Raw genomic sequence first — 19,928 nt, 5'->3', positions numbered from 1 at the left:
TGCTTATGTTTTTATGGGAAAATTACATGTGATGCAGGTACCGGTATTCGAGCGAGACACAATTTCTAACTCACCATAAATTGCGCTGGCCCTGTTCTTCATATTCTGCAACCCGTTTCCGTCGTACAAATCGGTTGTAACAAATCCTTTTCCGTTGTCCTCCACACACATCCTCACCAGATCATCTTGCTGTTCAAAACTAACCGTTATGTGAGTTGCCTCTGCATGCTTTAAGGCGTTGTTCACGGCTTCCTGAAGTATGCGGTAAATATTCATTCCCGTTTTAGAATCGAACAACACTTCATTGTCGTTTTTCATCCGCGAAGTAAACGAAAGTGTGGTTTTGCCGGCAATCTGGTTTGCTGAATTTAAAAAATTGGCAATGCGTGTTTTGAGGTCGGTAATACCAATGCTTTGCCTGTTCATTGCCCAAATGGTATCGCGTAGCTCCCGTATGGTGTCTTTGGCAAACGAACTCATGCTGCCCAGCCTGTCTATCATTTGAACATCGCGGTTTGCCACAAACTGTTTCAGGGTGTCAATAGAAGAAATAATGAACGTTAAGTGCGCACCAATATTATCGTGTAAATCACGCGAAATAGACAGCCGTTCTTCCTGTATTCTGTTTTGGTTTTCTATCTTTTCCAGTGCCAGTTTCATTTCATTGTCTTTTTGTTGGCTTGCATTTTTCAGCAACTGCTGTTTATACAGCAAAAAACCTGTCAGCCCAATAAGAATAGTTAACGAAGAGAGTCCGAAAATCCAGAAATTTCTGTTTTTTAATGCCAACTGATTCTCCGTAATTTTGTTTCGTTGTTGCAGAATAAGGTTCTCCTTTTCTGCTGTTTCGTATTTTGTTTGTAACCTCAGCACTTCCTTCGCCTGTTCGTTGGTTTGCAAACTGTCTTTCAGTTGTTGGTTGATTTTTAAAAACCGAACAGCCTGAGCCAGTTCCCCTTTTTTTTCATGCATCTCAGCCAGCAATGCTGCCGACTGTTGCGCTTCCAGCGCAAACGATTTTTCCGTGGCCATTCGGTAATTCTCATTCACAAGCGCAAATGCGGGTATTAAACGATTTTGCTCCATATAAAGACCGGCCAACTCATTATTGGTAATTATCAAATCCTTAATATCTCCGTTTTTTGTTCGAATGGCAATTGACTTCAAATAGAACTTTTCCGCCTCATTGTAATTTACTAAACCTTTGTAGGCTTTTCCGTAGTTATGATACAGATAGGCCATCAAACGTTCGTTGTTTTCTTCATTCCAGTATGCAGATGCTTCTGTAGCATACTCAAGTGCTTTCAGATATTCTTTCAGATGATTACTGTAATTTGCCATGTTATTCAGCGCAAAACCCTGGTAAAAATTCTGACCGAGTTTTCGATAAACCTGCCGTGCCTTGTTGCAATAATCAATCGCTTTTTCGTACTCTTTTATATAATGAAAATCGCTTCCGATATTGATATACAGATTTGCCATTGCCATAGAGTCTTTAAGTGATTTGGCATAATCGAGAGCTTTCAGTTCATATTCGATGGCTTGTTTATGGTCATTCAACAGCCCGAAAGAGTTTCCGTAAGTCTGGCAGAGTTTCAGCAGATACCGCTCGTCGCCCAACTGCTCGGCCAAAGGATCTATTTCGCGAAGTTGCCCAATAGAGCTTTCGTATTCGCCTTTTTCATATAAAATAATGGCATTTTGTATGGCTATATTTACGGTCAAATGAACTGATTTTATTTGCCCGGCTAAAGCCCTCGCTTTGTTTACATAAAGTACAGCACTGTCGCTGTTCAGAAAGCGATACTCTTCGGCAATCCGGGTCAGCAGTTCGCACCGTGCCGAATCGGTACGTGCTTTTCCTACTTCGTTGTGCAAACTGTCAATCTTTTCTTTCGGCTGGGCTAAAACTACGGAAGAGGATACCAGCAGTAATATTGCGAAAAAAAAGTTAACAGAAACAGGAACCGTAAAGCAGTTATGATAATCAGAATTGGGTCGACTCATAAACAGATATTTGTTACATAACCATAACAAATGTTCTGCTTATTGGTTCCTGCTCCTGTTGTTAAAAGAACACCGAAAAATTAGTTAATAGTTACGCTTGTCAGACTGTAAGACGCTTGCCTCACAAAATAAACTTTTTTACCACCCAACGTTTTGTTCGTAATTGTGTAGGCATTTGCCTGGATGATTCCGTTTTTAGTAGTGCCCAGCTCCTCAAGTTCTGCGGCCGTAAACGTACAGTTTGTGCTTCCGGCATCCATTTCTTTCAGCAGGTACTTGTCGGCCGATGCATAAATAGCATAAAGCACTTTTTGCGACGAAGATGCAAAATTGTTGGTAAGCGAGTACCCTTCGGATCGGGTAATGATTTTAGCACTTGTTATTTTAGGGGTGCCGGGCAGGCTGCTCAGCGTTTCGTTAATATCCGGATTCTTCACATCCCAAACAATACTTCCGCCAAGGTCAATCCCGGTTAACGAAGAAAGATCAGTGAAGTTGGAAAAATCGGGCATCCAAACATGTACGCCGTTCTCAAATTTCAAATCTGTGCCGTTTAATGTTACTTTGTCTGCTTTGGCGTTATCTTTAAAAACAGCAACCCCCATTCCAACATCGATGATAAGGTCGTCTCCACTATCCGACATTCCGGGAATAGAAGGCAATTGCGCGGGCGAGGCGGATGAGGATCGAACGGCAACCAACACGGCATCTGCGTCGTCGGGCTGAGGGTACGCAGGAACCGGAAACGAGCCACTGTCCTGAAGCACATCTGTATTGTTCTTTTCACAACTGGTAAACAGAAAAATAGCAAAGAGATAGAATAAGTACTTTTTCATTTCTATAATTTTTTTTGATTTCTGAATGTTCAAAAAATTTGAAGACATTCAGGAACTCACATAAACTTTAATCATTTCTTTTTGTGAATTTTGAATGAATAAAATTCATGTTCGTTTCATAACATTCATAAATAATTATTAAAAAAATTTGGTTTTGAATTCGTTAACATGATGGCTCAAAAATGTATTGAGTGCCTGATTTACGCCATTTTCGTATTTAGCAGCGTCGGCTTTAATCAAAGCCGTATTTTCTACCGAAATATTATCGGCCCGGTACATTTTTCCGAAAGCGGTTTCAGTGCCAATAAAATCGTGATCAGTTTTTGCGTACGATTGAATTTTTTCTTTCCCGATAACTCCGGTAATGTTCAAATCTTTCTTTAACACACCGCAATACGTCCCCAGTGGCGAGCCGCCAATTTTGTTTCTACCCTGAATGAAATCGATGGAAGAGACACACTGAAATGTTTGCTCTTTTGTTGATCCGGTGAGACCAAGTTTGGTAGTTGTTGAATTGTTGGCCACCCTGCCTGTGATGTGTTCGTTGGCAGAGAGGCACAAGTTGGTGGTTGCAGTAACTTTTGCACCATTTCCCTGATACGCCTTTTCGTCGTTCAGAAATAACACGTACAAATCGACGTTAACTATTGTTGCATCATCCAACTCGGCAGAAAGCTTCGGGTAGGTGCGTATTTCATCAGCTCTAGCATTGTGTGCATCGCCTGTCACGCGGTCAATACTACCCAAAAAGCCACCTTGTTTTTTCTGTCCGCCAGAGGTAAATCCCTTCACAAAAAACACGGTATTTTGCGGATAAACAGTTACAACTCCCGGAGCTTCAGCCAGGCTCATTTCCATGCTTTCAAAGCGCTGGTAGCCCTCGTAATAACCAGTATTGGCAGCCGCGTCTCCGTTGAGAACGTTGAAACCTTTGCTTTCCAAATCCTGAACAAACTGCCGGTACGCATCGTCAGTAAGCTCTTGCAAAGTATTTACAGGAATATCCAACCCCACAGCCAACGAAGCTTTTGTGTTACCGGATAACATTCTACTTCCGAGGCCACCCTTGGTAGTACTCGTTCTCAGGTTATAAAGCTGATAGTTCACCGAAAAGTTTGCGATATAAACATCTTTGGAGGTGAATTTTCGCGGTCCTCGGGCACCCCGGTTTTCTTCGGGATTAAACTTACCTAAACTCTGTGCGCAAAGGACTGTTGAAAGCCCCAAGAAAAGTGCAACACAAACCATTAATCTTGTCGTCCTAGTCATTGTATTCTTTTTTTAATGTGATTGAAATACAAAACTAGTAGCTGGCTGCATGCCGTTAAATAGGGCAAATGCCCCATTTTGTTTGGGGAGGGGAAGCGGTAACAAGCTAAGGTTTATAAACCGCCTCTGCGACAGATACCATTATCTATAAAATCTCTTTCAAGATATGCATCTAGGATTATATATGTTACTCTAGCATTCATTAATCTTAAGATTACTTCAAATTTCATCCCGAACTGTAAAGAAACCCTGCCAACAGTATGAATGTGAACTATCCCCCAAATAATAAACTGAACCCTGATATTATTAAACCCGATGGCATGCAATAAGAAAACCGTCTAAAAAAACTAAGACGGTCTTCTTTTCTCTCTACAAGCACATACATATAAGCTATTGTATATTCATTATTTTAAGCCAACATTAGCAACAAACAACAATAAGATGGTAATCAAATACATACAAACAAACAGCATAAATCACTACCCAATACCTTATTCTCTAACACAACGAATAGATAAAGCCCTCGCCCTGGGTGCTCCATTAACTGCAGCTGTTCCGCCAACGCCAAAAGAGGGAGAAAATGCAGCGCCTACTCCTGCTTCTCCGGGTATAACTGAATTCACCCAAAAAGTGCCATAATTTGCCGTTGCATCCATATTTCCCATAACTTCCCGATATCCGGTATAACTAAAAAAGTTAGACTGGTCGTTATAAATAAGATTGTGTCCTCCTTCAATGTTTTTATCAAAATGCTCATCAGCCAGACCTGCGTAATCCTCGAGTGCGGGCACTTTCCAACCGGCAGGACATGGATCGTAAGCAGTTTTACTCCCATCTTCGCTTTGCCACCAATTTGTTACAAACTCATCACACCAGTCAACCCATTGGGATTTCACAAAAGTATGAGGATTTGAAGTGACAAAAGCCAGGTTTTTTGATCCATCGACTGTTGCAATCTCAGGGGTGTTTCCTTCCAAATCATACAGCAACACTTCAGAAGGTGTCCCGTAGTCAGCAGAAGCAGTAAACGGATCTTTACGTCCAAACTGAAACTGAACGCCAACGGTTCCAATTTCGCTTACTGTTTTAGATGTAGCGCCAAGATTCCGATCCATTAAAATGGATCCTGAGGGCATTGTTACCGTCCCAATTGACACAGGGTCTTCATCCACCCAAATGTGCCATGACCACCTGACATTGTTATTAACTTTTACAGCAACAACAGCATTTCCGGAAATATTTCCAGTTGTTACCACAACATTGCCCGATGACCCTGTTCCGTAGGTAAATATATCTTCCACAACATCCAGGTTATCCATCCAAATTAATTCGGCAGAAATATCATCATTAGAAGAAATTTGTGTTCCCAACGCTGAACTATTTGCTTTTGAAACAGGGATAATAACCACATCGTCTGTTCCAACCAGGTAACTATTTGATTCTGCCAACGGTTCTGCCGAAGGAGTAAAAAAACTCACTGCATTTCCATAAACCACATCTTCGGAAACAGCAATGGCATACGCGCGAACATAGTATTCTGTACCCGGCTCTAAATCAACTATTTTCAAAGTAAATTCACCATCCATCGGGTCTATATCAGCCAATGAATTATCATCAATGGTCGGCTCAGCTATTGTTCCCCAACAAATACCTCTTTCGCTGATTGTCACAGAACCTGAAATAGTTCCGCCGCTTTTCGCGGTGAATGCAGTCAAACTGCCCACCGAGCTGGTTGTTACCTGCAGATCGATGGTTTCTTCATCGTCTTTGGTACAACCAATCACCGCAAGAATAAAACCTGCAACTACTAACAAACTTTTCATTTTATAACTCATAACTTTTCAGATAAATAATTAATATTAAATGTACATCACGCTTTTCTGTGCTCTTTATTTATTTTTATGTTTATTCTAAATATTATTCCGATTTTTGTTCTTTTACAATATGATATAAACGTCCAATTATTTCCTCCGGCAAACCATCCTTAACAAGTACCCGTTTCTCTTTATCCAATAAATAAAGGCAGGGGATTGCACGTAAATCATAAAGGTTGTTGGTAACAATGCTTTGGCTGCTGTTAAATGCAGCTATCCAATTTTCGGGGCAGTAAGATTTTCTCCATTCACTTTCATTGCTATCCGGAAAAACGGAGAGGACGGTCACCTTTTCAAACACAGTAAGCTGGTTGAGCAAAACGGAATTCTTCAGTTTCGATGTTGTATTCAAACAACGACTGCACTCTGGATTATTAAAATAAAGCACAATTAATTCCGATTCTATGTCAGTCAACTCACTACTTTCGCCTTTTGACGTAATAAAATCAAAGTTACGGGCTTTGCTGCCAACCCTGTTTTTATTCAGGAGCTGTTGCTGAAACACAAATCTGGATTTATTCCACTGACTTATCTGTTCGTTTTTTAAAACAGACTCCAATACAAACAGATAGCTTTCGTCATTTCGGTGTGGAGACTCAGGACGAAACAGGTATTTCTCCAATATTTCATCGATCATATACCGTATTATCAGAGTATCTGCTACAAGTGTTTTTTCCATCAACGAGGCAAGAGCCGCTTCTTTTTCTTCCGGATAATATTCCAGTAAGCTCAGAAACGTTAGCGCAGGTTGTTTTAATAGCTCGGGGCTGGCAATATAATTTGGGTCGGTAAAATCAAAGCTATCCCAGAAAGTGTGAATACCGTTTTTATCCGATGCAGTTGAAATGGCTTCACGTTGTTTTTTCTCAGAAAAGGCATCGCGTATCCATGTTTTGTATGCCATAGCAGTAACACGCTCGTTATTTTTTCCATTTGACAAAGCACTATCTGAATTATGATCTGGCTGGCTATCAAGATCAAAATATTTATCCGTGAAAAACACAGCCGCGCCCCCAAGCAAACCGACGGCAAGCACCACACTCCATATTATCGGGACTTTTTTCATTCAGATGTTATTAAAACTCAACTAATACTGCTTCTCCGTCAGCAATAAATTGTGTCAATTGCTGGTTATTTACTTTAACTCGTTTCTCTTTGGTTCCCTCTATCAAAGTTACATACTGAACATTTTCATCCAAACTCACCTTAACTGTTGCGCCTTTTCCCGGCAACAATGCCATTAAGAGCACCCGATAATTTCCAATTTCATCTATAAAACAGCCTGCTATGCTATCATCTCCACTTACGGACTCCACAGGCCCAAAGCTTTTGATTGGTTTGCCATAAAGAGGAAATGGCTCTTGAGCTGTTTGAATGACTCCAAAAGCATCACAACCAAGTAAAATCTCCCCTGTTTTTTTTATATCTGAATTAAGACGTTTTACATAATCGTATTTTTTTGTCTTTTCCCCTTTCTGTGTTACCAAGGCATTGCTAAATGTTTCTTTCCCGTTTCCCGGAGACCAGTAGCAAAAATACTGAATGCCTTTTGCTCCAAAAGCAAGGTTTGACCAAACCTGCCACCTGATTTCTTCTTCATTTGGTTCTCTTTTATCAGGAACACCGGGAGTTCGGGCAATAGAAAGGGTTTGGATAAATGTCCAGAAAGGAATGTTTTTGTCCAATGTTTTTTTTCTGATTAAATCCAGGTTATAAAAATAATCCGTAACTATACCTCCTGATTTTAACAAAGGATAACTGTCATACGATAAATACCGAGGCTGAATTAATTCAAGCCACGAATCGATATAATCTTCGTAGCTATGGGTTTGTATCCCCCCTGTTGCGTAAGTCGGAAACAGATTCACATGCCACATTTTTTCGGGGTACAAACTTTCAAATTGTTTGGTGAATGCAGCTACTGCCTGAAATAATGGTTTCCCTGGCTCGTCCATAAGCAACTCTCCGGCATAAGCCGGATGATCCTTATAGCGTTTGGCTGCGTTCAACATATCATTTACCAGATTCTTGTCAGCTTTTTCCGCATACGACAAAATTGCTTCGTGTACAATTCCTCTATTTACAAAATATTTCATTCCATACTTTGCACATAAATCAAGAGAAGAGTTGATATCTTCCACATTGTTTTCATAAAATCCAAATCCATTAACGAAGTTTATCCCGCTTTTTGCAATTCGTCTGTATTGCTTATCATTTCGAAATTCATCCGGCGGTGTAACCCACAATCCAACCGGCAGCTCTCCAAGGCATAGAACATCATATCCATCAGCATTTGTCGCCCTGATTTGTGCCATTGAGTTTATAAAACACATTATCCCCCCCACTAATATCAGGGTATATTTAATTTCAAAAAACCTGTTCATTTTAACCAATTTTTTTTCATTTTTTTAAAATTCCACAAAAACAGCTTCACCGGCATCAATCTGAAATACTATCTGGTTTCCACTCACCAGTTGTTTTTCAGAACCGCCGTTATTCCAAACCTTTACTTCGGAAACCTTGTCTGAAAGGTGGAGGATAACACTGGCATCCTTGTCAGGGGTTAGAGTTGTTATCAACACTTTCTTTTCCCCATCTTCATTTTCAAAACACCCCATAATATTGTCATCACCTGTTATTGACCGGATTTCGCCAAAATCATTCAGACGTTCATACATTTTATAATCTTTAACTGAAGTTTGGATAACTCCTTCCGCATGGCAATTCAAGAGAATCTTGCCGATGGCATTTATATCGCTGTTAATTTTTTTTACGTAATCATACCTTACTGTTTTCTCTCCGCTTAGTCCGATGAGTGCTTCGCCAAACTGCTCGGTCCCATTCCCCGGCGACCAGTAGCAGAAATACTGAATCCCTTTAGCGCCAAACGCCAAGTTACTCCAAACCTGCCAGCGTATATCGGCTTCACTGGGTTCTCTTTTATCCGGCACCCCTGGAGTTCCTGCAATTGACAAGGTTTGTATAAAAGTCCAGAAGGGGATTTTCCGGAACCTCGATTTTGAACGAATAATATCCAGATTATAGAAGTAGTCATCTATTATTTCGCCGGTAGAAAGCAATGGATAACTGTCATATGAAATATGTTTTGAAGGAACGGTCATCAACCAATTGTTAATATACTCGTTGTAGCTGGACGCCTGAATCCCGCCTGTGGCATAAGTCGGGAACAGGTTCACATGCCACATTTTGTCCGGGTAAGCTTCGTCAAAAGCTTTGGTAAATGCAGAAACGGCCTCAAAAAGGTTTTTCCCCGGTTCATCAATCATCAATTCCCCGGCAAAAGCCGGATGATTGGCATAAGGCTCAATCTCGTTTATAAATTTGTTCAGTAACGACACATCCGGGCTTTTTGAATAATTTACAATTCCTGAGGCAACAGAAGCCTTATTGGCAAAAAATTTAAGATCGTTCTCTTCGCAATAATCAAGAACTTTCAGTATTTTACTATGGCTGTTTTCGAAGTAATGAAATCCGTTTACAAAATTTAAACCGCATTCCTTAATTCTTTTATATTCTTCGCTCGTTTGATAACCGGAGGGGGGAGTTACCCATAATCCGGTAGCTATTTCACCTAGGCCAAGCACATCGTAATTATATTCTGTCCTGTCCGGCTTTTCGGGTTCAACGTCGTCTTTCTCACAACTTACAAACAACAGAGAGAAGCAAAAATACAATACCAGAAACTTTTTCATAAAACTAAAATTGTTCATTTATTAAGGTATTACAAGCATCCGGCTTGGACATTTAATCCGCTTTCTGGACGATAACCATTGCCAGGATCGTTTCATATTAAGTCACTATTTATATCTTTTCGTATCCTTTTCATTCCGGCTCAAGTCTGTTCGTTACAGCATTATTTTCATAGCACATTTTATTGATTTGACATATTCTTTTGCCCTAAGGCGTCTGAATTTCCATCGCCTTTTTTCAAAACCGGTACAGCACGGTTTTGAAAAAAACGGTTGAATTGGGAAGTGATCCTATACCTCGTTAATTATATCCCGGATTCTCAATCAGGTTTGAATTTTGCCCTATTCTATGTTTTGTAATCGGAAAGTAGTAACACCTTCTAGGAAAGTTTGGTGTTTGATCACCATCAATATCGCTATGGATTAAAACTTTATACTTGCCGGTAGAATAATCAAGGACGTACTGCAAGCCGCTAAAGGAACGGGTCAGTTTTTCTTCTGCTTCTCTCCAGCGCCTAAGATCCCAGTATCGGTGTCCTTCAAAAGTCAGTTCAACTCTCCGTTCATTTCGAATTTGCTGCATTGATACTGATGAAAGTTTTTGTATTCCCGCACGTTCCCTGATTCGGTTAATCGCCAATAAGGCTTCATTGGGTTTGCCTATTTCAAAAGCTGCTTCGGCAAAATTCAGCAATGTTTCTGCAAATCTGAAAATGGAATAATCCGTTCTGGATTCCATCAGCCAAACCATGTTGTCGGCATTAGGATCAAGATACTTCATAATTCCAAAACCGGTATTTACAATTCCTGTAGAAGCATGAAAATAGGATTGGTCTCCCACTACCGGCATTCCGTTATATGACTGGCTAAAAGAAGTCATCATTGTTCCGTCTGATGTTATCAGCCCTCTGTGAAAATTAATTGTGTCTTTTCCAAAGTTACTGGGCACTGCATCACGCCAAGGTGTCCCGTTGGTCCAGATAGAAGCATAAAAACGGGGATCTTTATCGACCCACAGTTCTTCCATAGTCCACAACCTGGATTCAACATATTCACGATCAAGCGTTCCGGGCCTGCCATCAACATATTCAAAAGCTTCTATTAATTCAAGATAAGGAGCCTGGTAATTTCCCTGCCCCCATACCGAAGGGCGAGGTGCGTGGCAAATATCCCACGACCAGGTTGTTGTGCCTCCGCCCGGATCGAAACTTTGTCCGCCATGTTGCTTGGCAAAAATGGTTTCAACATTCCGTTTTACAAGAAAAACATTTTTATAATTCTGTATTCTTGAATGAATGTCGCTATTATCAATGTCCTCCTGGTATAAATCAAAAGGCCCTTCGTTTTGTATTTTGGCAGCGGCAGTATATGCTTTTGTATAATAGTCATTAGCTAAATCAGCCGGGATGCCTGTTAATTTATTTCCCGAAAGTTCTCCATATTTAGCAACACTGCCGGCATATAAAGCAGCCCTTGAATACAATGAAAGAGCGGCCCAACTGGTTGCGCGACCGTATTCATCCTGAACATCAGGCAATATTTTTGCTATCTCCCCGGTTTCATTCAGCACAAAATCCCATATTTCCTGTTCAGTATTCCTTGCAGGATATAACAATTCTTTAGGAGAATCCAACTGCGGGACAACAGTTAAAAGAGGCACCCCACCATACCTTTTAACCATGGCAAAATAGCTAAATGCCCTTAAAAACCTGGCTTCTGCTACACGAATTACTTTAATGTCTTCGGACAACGGGGAAGAAGGAACTTTTTCAATAAATTCATTGAGATTCCTAATCACATAATAAGCATTTTCCCACCACTCCATCATTCCACCGTCAGAAGATATTCCGTTAGCTTTTTCAGAGACCACATTTGCCCAGGCTCCGGAAGTGTATTTGGCCTCATCGCTAATTTCGATAGAAAGCCCGGGGCCAAATGTTTGAGCGCTGTTTCCAAACCAATAGCGTAAATTACCGTCGGCACGGGGGTCTCTATTCATGGGAGAACCATCCCAGCTTGAAAACATAGTAGTTGCATCATTTACCATCACCGGAGTATAGGCGTATTGCGATAATAAAAAAGAATTAATAAGCAATGGATCTTCCCAAACTACTGCATCTGTGTATCTGTCCAATGGTTCCTTTTCCAGAAGGTCATCAGTACAGTTAAGTAATAATAAACCAAATAAAATCACTATTATGTAACCTGTTTTTTTCATATCTAAAACTTTTACAATTAATAACTTACAGATAAACCTAAACTAATTGTGCGCTGCTGTGGGTAATAATATGCCGGTGTACCTTCCGGTGCTTCTGGATCTACCCCGTATTTCGACAAACTGCTAATAGCAAATAAATTCGTTCCAGCTACATATACTCTCAGGTTACTCATTTTAAGTCGATCCAGTAAATTGCTATTCAAGGTGTACCCTACCGACATATTCTTGAGCCTCACGTAGGAAGCATTATGGTTTCTGTAATCTGAGTACCACCAGTTTGCGGGATTTTTACTTCCCGGCCTCGGCACAAGTGAATTCTTGTTATTTTCTGTTTCGGTCCACCGATTTTCAAACTTCAATACGGTTGGAGCTGTTTCAAGGTCAATATATGAGGTATAACCAAAAGCTCCCTGGAATAACATATTAAGATCAAGGTTTCTGTACAAAATGCCCAAATTTACACCATACATCCAGTTTGGCATTGTTCCTTTACCGATTTTCACCTGGTCTTTCCAGTCAAGAACTTTATCTCCGTTAACATCTATGTATTTTACATCGCCTGGTTTTATAGATTCATTTCCACCAATGTCTTTATAAATATAATCCAGTGCACTAATCTCTTCCATTGAAGTAAATACGCCGTCGGAAATATAGCCGAAGCGCTCGTCTGTCCATTTTCCGGTCACGCCGTAAATCCGTTTCTGATCTGGATCTTCATATTCAGGTTCGTCATATTTTACCCATTTGCTTCTGGCCCATGAAATGTTTCCCGAAACGCTGTAACTAAATTCAGCCAATTTGCCGGATGTCCCTATCTCTACCTCAAATCCCCTTGTATCAATACTATTCAGGTTTTCAAGCGGCAGGGCTGCACCAAACGTTGAAGGAAGGGATTCGGTGCGGTAGCCCGGGATGCCATCGCGCGAGCGGTAAAATCCTTCTACTGTCCCGTAAACATTTCTATCTAAAAAAGAAAAATCAACTCCCATGTTATATATTGAAATCCTTTCCCAGGATAAAATAGAATTGGCCAATCCGGTTGAATAAAGGCCTTGCGAAATTTCATTGCCTAAAATATAAGCCATATCATAAGAATATCCGGCATAGTACTGATAGTTTCCAATACCATCATCACCCGACTGTCCAAAACTTCCCCTTACTTTCAGGTTATCAAGCGCTGTAACGTCTTCCAAAAACCTCTCTTCTGAAGCCATCCAGCCAACGGAGACACTTGGAAAGAATCCCCAGCGCCCATCTTTAGGAAATTTAGCCGATGCATCCGCCCTGAAAATAGTTTCGACCAGGTACTTGTTTTTATAGCCATAATTCACACGGCTAACGAAGCTTGATCTGCCCATTTCTGACGCAGTAGCGTTGTTCGATGCAGTTGTAGGATCACCTGCAAACATTTGGTCGATTACGCTTGTTTTAAAATTCCCCCGTTGCGTATCAAATCCTTCATTTTTATAGCTTATTCTCTCATGCAATGCCAATACAGACAAATTATGGTCATCATTAAAAGTATTCCGATACGAAACAGAATATTGCTGCGTTAAATCATCGCTATATGAAGAACCCTGAGAAAGTATGGTTGCATCCTGTGCTTTTCGTTCAAAAGAATACTCATCGGTTCCGGCGTTATAAGAATAAAAATCAGGCTGTTTTTTGAACATTTTACTTAAACCGAAATAGCTATTATAGTGAACAAAAGCCTTTAATTTCAAACCTTTAATACTTTGAAAATTATACATAACCGAACCATTAATACGGATACTTTGATTGTTACTACGACTATAACCGGCCAGGTTTCTGCGGGAAACAAACAAAGCATTACCGTATGAACTGCCAGCGTATGAAAGTTTTGTTTCATCAGGAAGATGCAAATGATATCTCGGGTCGCTATCATAAAGGGCATAATAATAATTAGAATGGAACAGATTCATTGCTGTAAAATCTCTCAATTCTTTAATATAATTTACACTGGAAGACAATGAAAGCCCTTCAATAATATCTGCATCCACATTACCTTGAAAGTTTATTCTGTTATAGCCTCCGCCGTCGTGGCGCGAAATTGTTTGTTGATTATTGTACCCAAGATATGACAAAAACCGCACTTTTTCGTTTCCTCCGCTAACGGACAGGTTATGATTCTGTTGTGGCGCCCATGGTCTGACAACAGAAGAAAACCAATCAGTATTTAAATATTCGGGATCACCGCCATCGAAAAATTTCTGAATTTCAGTTAGTGTCCACGGTATTTGAGATGAAGGGAGATTAGCATTAATATGTGCTTCTCGCTCCCACTCTGCTCTTTGGCCAGAACTTCCCGATTTAATTAGATTCGTGGAATTTTGAAAGGTCACCGAACCATTGGCAAAAACTGAGATCTCTGATTCACGTCCGCGTTTAAGGGTTACCAGCACAACACCGTTTCCGGCACGAGCGCCGTAAATAGAAGCAGCTCCGTCTTTCAGGATTGAAATTGATTCAATCTGCGATGCGTCAATATTATTAAAACTGGTTTCTACCCCATCTACAATTACCAGCGGAGAATTAAATCCCCGAATACTCAATTTTGCGCCATCAGATCCGGGTATGCCGGATATTTGTTTTGTTTTTAATCCGGCCAGTTGCCCACCCAATGTATTTGTAACGCTCGTTGTAGGAGCTACTGTTAATTTATCTGCTTTAACTGATGCTACGGAACCAGTAAGGTTCCCTTTTCTTTGTGTGCCATATCCAATAGCAACAATTTCATCCAACCCAATAGCATCTACTTCCATTACTATATCAATCAGTGCTTTCCCTAATACTGAAACTTCTTGTGTTTTCATTCCCACAAAAGAAAATACCAAAATTGCTTTTTCTGGAATATTTGTCAATGAGTATATGCCTTCCGCGTTAGTAACCGTACCTTGTATTGCACCCTTCACAACTACGGTTACACCAGGCAGTGGAGAGCCAGAAGAGTCAGTAACTTTTCCGGAGACCGACTTTTGTTGAAAAATTGCCACCTTAGTCATTAAAATAATATTATTGCCAACCATGCCAAATGACACATTTGTTCCTTCAAAAAGATTGTGAAGGACAAATTCCACAGGCTTCTCTTCAACGTTAACATCCACCCTCCGAAGCAGATCAATTTCATTTTTATCGTAAACAAAAAGGTAATCGGTTTGATCCTCTATAGAAAAAATCACCTGTGCGACAGTAACATTCCTCAATGCTATGTTAACCTTAGCATTTTGTGATTTAACCTCATTGGCAAATAGCGCCGATACACAAAAGAAAAGCAATAAAGCTGTTATTTTCATTTTTCGCAGTAATTGTTTAGTTGTGTCAGGATATTTCCCCAACAATTTTTTTTTCATAAATTTGTTTTTGTACTGTTAATACTTGAAATGTTTTTTGCAAGAAAACCAGGTATTGACCTATGTACCGGCAGGTGCTGGAACACCTGCCGGTTTTTTTATTTATTTCAATCAGTCATGGGCAAAGCTTTTAGGTTGAATTAATTATTTATTCTATTGTTATTTTACTTCTTTTTTCATCAATTTTGTAAATAAACTCATTCTTCAATTGCAGCACTTTAAGAATGTGCTCAATCCCGTCTTTGGTACGGAATTTTCCCGTAATTCGGGAATTTGCCATTCTGATTGTTTTAACCTCAATTTCAAGATCAAAATAGAGTTCTAATTTGCTGACCAGCTCAGTAAAAGTTACGTCGTTAAAAGAGATAATTCCTTCCTTCCACAAAAAATGGTCACTGTGAAGGATAGAACCATGTACAAGTTTATTGGCACTAAGAAAAACCCGTTCTCCGGGATTAAGTTTAAACCCCTTGGCAATGCCCGGTTTTAACACTTCAACCGAGCCATTAAGCAGGGACAGTTCAAAATTTTCAATTGATGCATAAGCCATAAGGTTGAATTGTGTACCCAGTACTTTCACATTGTAACTATTGGTTTTGACAAAAAACGGTTTTGACTCATCATGTGACACATCGAAATAACCTTCGCCATCCAGTTCTACTTCTCGCGTTTCACCCTTAAATTGGGTTGGAAAATAAAGCGTAGATTGGGCATTTAACCATATTTTAGTACCATCCTCAAGAATAAGCTCGGCACGCTGTCCTGCCGGAACATGCAGTGTCTGCATTACAGGTTCTGAATAGCGGTCATTCGGATAGAAAGGAAAATACTGATATCCCAGTATAGCAATGGCAAAAATTGCAGCCACTTTAACGGCTTCAATAAGGATTCGGTTTTTACGAAAAAGATTGACTCGTTTCTTTGGCTTCTCAGAAATTGAAATTTCCGAATCTGCCTGCCAGATGGTTATATCATAGAGTTTCCGAAGAGAAAGATACTCCTTCATATTTTCAGGAGCAGAATCCATCCACTCTACAACTTTTACTTTCTCCTGCTCAGAGCAGTCACCTTTAATGTATTTTAAAAGAAGTTTATTCACTGGTTTTAAATTATGCATACATATTAATAACGACCAAGGATTAAGTTTCCCTAGTAGTTTTTTCATTTTTTTCAGAAATATCTTTTTATTTAACCAATTTACACTGTCATGTTTGGAAAACCATATCTAAAGTTGCTGACGTTACTACTTTAAATATTTGAAAGGTTAATTGATCGAATCGACTCTTGACTTGCCTGTATAGAAAGCTTCAGACAACGTCAAACACGAAAATTCAACCAACTACTAAGAAATATGAACGCAAAAAATAGAGTAAAGAACTATTAGAACGCTGGACATCGTATTTAAAAATATTGGATGATGTCTAACAGGTGTCTCAATAATTCAAAAACGATAAAAAACCGATAAGAGGCAAATAATCTTTTAACGAAATCCGCAGTTGCCTAATCGTCTGAGCTATGTGATATTCTACTCCTTTCATCGATATATCAAACAAGTCAGCTATTTCTTTATGCGATTTGTTTTCAAACCGGCTTTGTATAAAAATTTCCCTTGTTTTTTGGGGAAGCGACTGTAATGTTGAATGAATAATTTGATGTATCTCTTCTGAAAAAATCTCTTCAGGATTACTCATTTCAAGTGACGTTTTCCGCATCTCCAACTCCCTGACCAGAGTATTTTGAATAACATCGCGGACATCTCGTTTTATTTTTTGGCGTTTCAAGTAATCAAGTGTCCTGTTTTTTAGCATGGTAAACAAGAACGGAGCAACCGGATCAATTTTTCCGAGTTTCATCTGCTCCCACAACTTTATCATCGTTTCGGTTACGATATCTTCGGCAGCCATATCGTCATGAACATATGACTTCACATACAAAAACGATCTCCTGTAAAATATTGTATAAATCTCATTAAAACTATCGGTTTGATTAAAATTCATCTCAAAAGTTTTGAGGCCATAGTTAGATGAAACAATTTTTCATATTGAAAGCTTCCTTTTTATCAATTATTCCTTCAAATTAAACAAATTTTTTTTACTATACAATTGACCGCACAGAATTTAGATTACACTCCCTTTTTTCTATTAACAGTTTATCGTCATCAAAACACAAAAAGACTTGTTCTATGTTTCCAACCAACAAAAAGCCCCCCACGAACACTTCGTGCGAGGCTTTTATTTCCAATATATTGTAGAACCTAATCTTCTTCTGATTGATCCATTTCGTCGATAACCCTGATTTTATCTTTCAGGGATTCTATTCTTTCCCTGGTTTGTTCAATCTTCTTTTTCACATCTTCTATCAGCGACTCTGCATTTTTAGATTTTGCAAAAAAACCGATGTTGTTATCCAGAAGCACCAAATCATTCTCCAGTTGTTTCAGCTTGTTCATGTATTTATCGCGTTCAAGGCGCATTTTATTCTGCCCGCGCGACGACTCAGAGAAAGAAGCCATTTTAGTTCTAAACTTAAGCATATTGCGCCTGGATTCATCCAAATTCAAATCATCAAACAATTTGTTAATGGCGTCTCTGAACTGCTTTTGAACTTCATCTTTCTTTTTAATCGGAACATGCCCAATCTCTGTCCACCTTCGTTGAAAATCTTTTAACATCCGCAGATTTTCATCGGCATCATCAGTCGGCTCAAAGTTTCTGACATCCGCTATCAGTTGTTCCTTTTCTTTGAGGTTATCTACCTGCTCTGAATCGACACTGGAAAAGTGTTCTGACTTCTTATCAAAAAAGAAATCGCAGGCAGCCCTGAAACGTTTCCACAACGCGTCTGAATGTTTTCGGGGCACCGGGCCAATTTCCTTCCACTGCTTTTGAATATTAATAAGATCCTGCGTTGTTTTACGCCAGTCGTCACTGTCTTTTAATGCTTCGGCCTGCATGCACAGATCAATTTTCAGCTGAAGGTTATTTTGCTGAAGTTCTTTATTCTTTGAATAAAAATCGCGTTTTGCATCGAAAAACTTATCGCAGGCTTCGCGAAACCGCGTGTAAATTTTGTTGTTCTCTTTACGCGAGGCAAAACCGATTGTGCGCCATACTTTTTGCAGGTTGACTACTTCCTTCGATTTTTCGCCCCAATCTTTGTGAGACTCAAACTCCGTTTCATTTATTTCCTCTACCTGCTCACAAAGCGCCCGCTTGGCTTCCAGATTTTTCTTCTGCTCAGTCTTCCTGCTTTCGAAATACTCCTGGTGTTTTTTGTTGATTTTGGCAGTTGCGGCTTTAAAGCGCTCCCAAATATCATCTTTGTTTTCACGCGGAGCAGGACCAATTTCACGCCAACGCTCGTGCAACTTCTGAAGATGATTAAACGCTTTTATGGTATTGGTTTCCAAAAGCAACTCCTCGGCCTGCTCGCACAACCTGATTTTCATCTCAAGGTTCTTCTTCAAATCAAGGTCGCGAAGCTCTTTGTTGATTTTTATGTAGTCGTAAAAATTCTCTACATGAAAATGGTAGGTGTCCCACAAATCTTTCATTTTGCCTTGCGGAACCAGGCCAATTTCGCGCCAGCGCTGCTGTAGGTCTCTAAATTCCTGAAATGTTTTATTAATGGACTCTTCTTTATGAATCAGCCCTTTAATCTCCTCAATAATATCGTATTTAATCTGGAGATTCGTCTCTTTTTCCTGCTCCAGTTTTTTATTGAATTCGTGCCTGATTTGACGGTAGCGTTTCAGTAAATCTTTAATGTCCTGTTCATAAGGATTCTCCTCCGGAACAAACTCTTCCTCGTTTCCACCTTCTTCCAGAAACTGTTTTTTCTGCTGCTCGTGTTCTTCTTTCACCTGTTTATAGAAAGCGCTTCTAATGGCTTCCACCTCATCACGGATATCGTATTCCTCATCTTTTTCGAGAACATCGCGCAGAGCGTTTACCAGCTCAATCTGTTTATATGTATTATAATCAACCTTTTCCCTTTTTGGAGGAGCAGGGGCAGGTTCAGCTTTTTCCTTCACTTCAGGGGCAGATTCGGTTGCAGCATCTGCCTTTTCGTCGTTCTCCGGTTCTTCCTCTGCTTCGGCAACAACCTCAGCTTTTTCCTGAGAACTTTCTGTTTCCTCACTAAGATCCTCTTCTTCTGAAACTTCTTCGTTTTTAGGCTCTACTTCCGAATCTGATTCGGCTTCTTCTACCAATGATTCAGACTGTTCGGAAACCGTAGTTTCTTCTGCAGGCTCTTCGCTTTCATCATCAGTTTCTTCTTCGGAAGGAGCATCAACAGGTGCTTCCTGCTTCACCTCAGGAACAGATGATTCTGCTGCATCCTGATTTTCTGCAGATACCGTTTCATTGCTATCAGAAACCTCATTGGTTTCAGGCTCATTTAACTGATTGCTCTCTTCTGACTTTTCAGTTTTTTCAAGATTTTCAGTTTGCTCAGTCGAAGCAACAGAATTGCCTGATTTTTCGTCGTTGGCATTCTGACTGCTCTCCAACCCTTCAGGTTTTTTTAGATCTTTAGGTTCCATTTACAAAATTTTAAATACCATAAATTCATGGTGTGCATAAAATAACAGACTACGAAAATAGGGAATTACACCTTAATACTCAAAGAATTTAAAATCA

At 39.8% G+C, this 19,928-nt stretch carries 12 protein-coding genes; all 12 read right to left on the bottom strand.

Annotation, left to right across the window (positions count from 1 at the left end):
- Window positions 1–3 precede the first annotated feature (3 nt).
- The gene (locus BUB08_RS16155; RefSeq protein ID WP_073002944.1) at window positions 4–2,007 is read right to left on the bottom strand and encodes a tetratricopeptide repeat-containing sensor histidine kinase; all 2,004 of its coding nucleotides are present in this window, start codon (window positions 2,005–2,007) and stop codon (window positions 4–6) included.
- A gap of 80 nt (window positions 2,008–2,087) precedes the next feature.
- Window positions 2,088–2,843 (bottom strand): hypothetical protein, encoded by a 756-nt coding sequence (locus tag BUB08_RS16150; protein WP_139249755.1) that lies wholly within the window; start codon window positions 2,841–2,843, stop codon window positions 2,088–2,090.
- Between the two features lie 138 nt (window positions 2,844–2,981).
- On the bottom strand, window positions 2,982–4,112 hold the full coding sequence (locus tag BUB08_RS16145) for a hypothetical protein (RefSeq protein ID WP_139249754.1): 1,131 nt from the start codon (window positions 4,110–4,112) through the stop codon (window positions 2,982–2,984).
- Between the two features lie 491 nt (window positions 4,113–4,603).
- Window positions 4,604–5,935 (bottom strand): fibrobacter succinogenes major paralogous domain-containing protein, encoded by a 1,332-nt coding sequence (locus tag BUB08_RS16135; RefSeq protein WP_073002940.1) that lies wholly within the window; start codon window positions 5,933–5,935, stop codon window positions 4,604–4,606.
- Between the two features lie 94 nt (window positions 5,936–6,029).
- A complete protein-coding gene (locus BUB08_RS16130) occupies window positions 6,030–7,052 on the bottom strand; it encodes a DUF5106 domain-containing protein (RefSeq protein ID WP_073002939.1) in 1,023 nt (340 codons plus the stop codon).
- A 10-nt stretch (window positions 7,053–7,062) separates the two neighbouring features.
- Window positions 7,063–8,370: a beta-galactosidase gene (locus BUB08_RS16125; protein WP_073002938.1), complete on the bottom strand. Its 1,308-nt coding sequence runs from the start codon at window positions 8,368–8,370 to the stop codon at window positions 7,063–7,065.
- 24 nt (window positions 8,371–8,394) lie between these two features.
- On the bottom strand, window positions 8,395–9,699 hold the full coding sequence (locus BUB08_RS16120; RefSeq protein WP_073002937.1) for a beta-galactosidase: 1,305 nt from the start codon (window positions 9,697–9,699) through the stop codon (window positions 8,395–8,397).
- Window positions 9,700–9,997: 298 nt separating this feature from the next.
- Window positions 9,998–11,914, bottom strand: coding sequence for a RagB/SusD family nutrient uptake outer membrane protein (locus BUB08_RS16115; RefSeq protein WP_073002936.1), 1,917 nt, complete (start codon window positions 11,912–11,914; stop codon window positions 9,998–10,000).
- Window positions 11,915–11,931: 17 nt separating this feature from the next.
- A complete protein-coding gene (locus tag BUB08_RS16110) occupies window positions 11,932–15,285 on the bottom strand; it encodes a TonB-dependent receptor (protein WP_073002935.1) in 3,354 nt (1,117 codons plus the stop codon).
- 148 nt (window positions 15,286–15,433) lie between these two features.
- Entirely contained in the window at window positions 15,434–16,450 is a 1,017-nt protein-coding gene (locus tag BUB08_RS16105) for a FecR family protein (RefSeq protein WP_083570814.1), read from the bottom strand.
- 268 nt (window positions 16,451–16,718) lie between these two features.
- Window positions 16,719–17,282, bottom strand: coding sequence for an RNA polymerase sigma-70 factor (locus tag BUB08_RS16100; RefSeq protein ID WP_073002933.1), 564 nt, complete (start codon window positions 17,280–17,282; stop codon window positions 16,719–16,721).
- A 257-nt stretch (window positions 17,283–17,539) separates the two neighbouring features.
- Window positions 17,540–19,831 carry a DUF349 domain-containing protein gene (locus tag BUB08_RS16095; protein ID WP_073002932.1) on the bottom strand — a complete coding sequence of 764 codons (2,292 nt, stop codon included), beginning with the start codon at window positions 19,829–19,831 and terminating at the stop codon, window positions 17,540–17,542.
- Between the last annotated feature and the right edge of the window lie 97 nt (window positions 19,832–19,928).

The sequence above is a fragment of the Mariniphaga anaerophila genome, from assembly GCF_900129025.1.
Lineage (GTDB): Bacteria > Bacteroidota > Bacteroidia > Bacteroidales > Prolixibacteraceae > Mariniphaga > Mariniphaga anaerophila.
The sequence above is the reverse complement of the archived record's forward strand: the minus strand, read 5'-3'. Positions and strand labels throughout refer to the sequence as shown.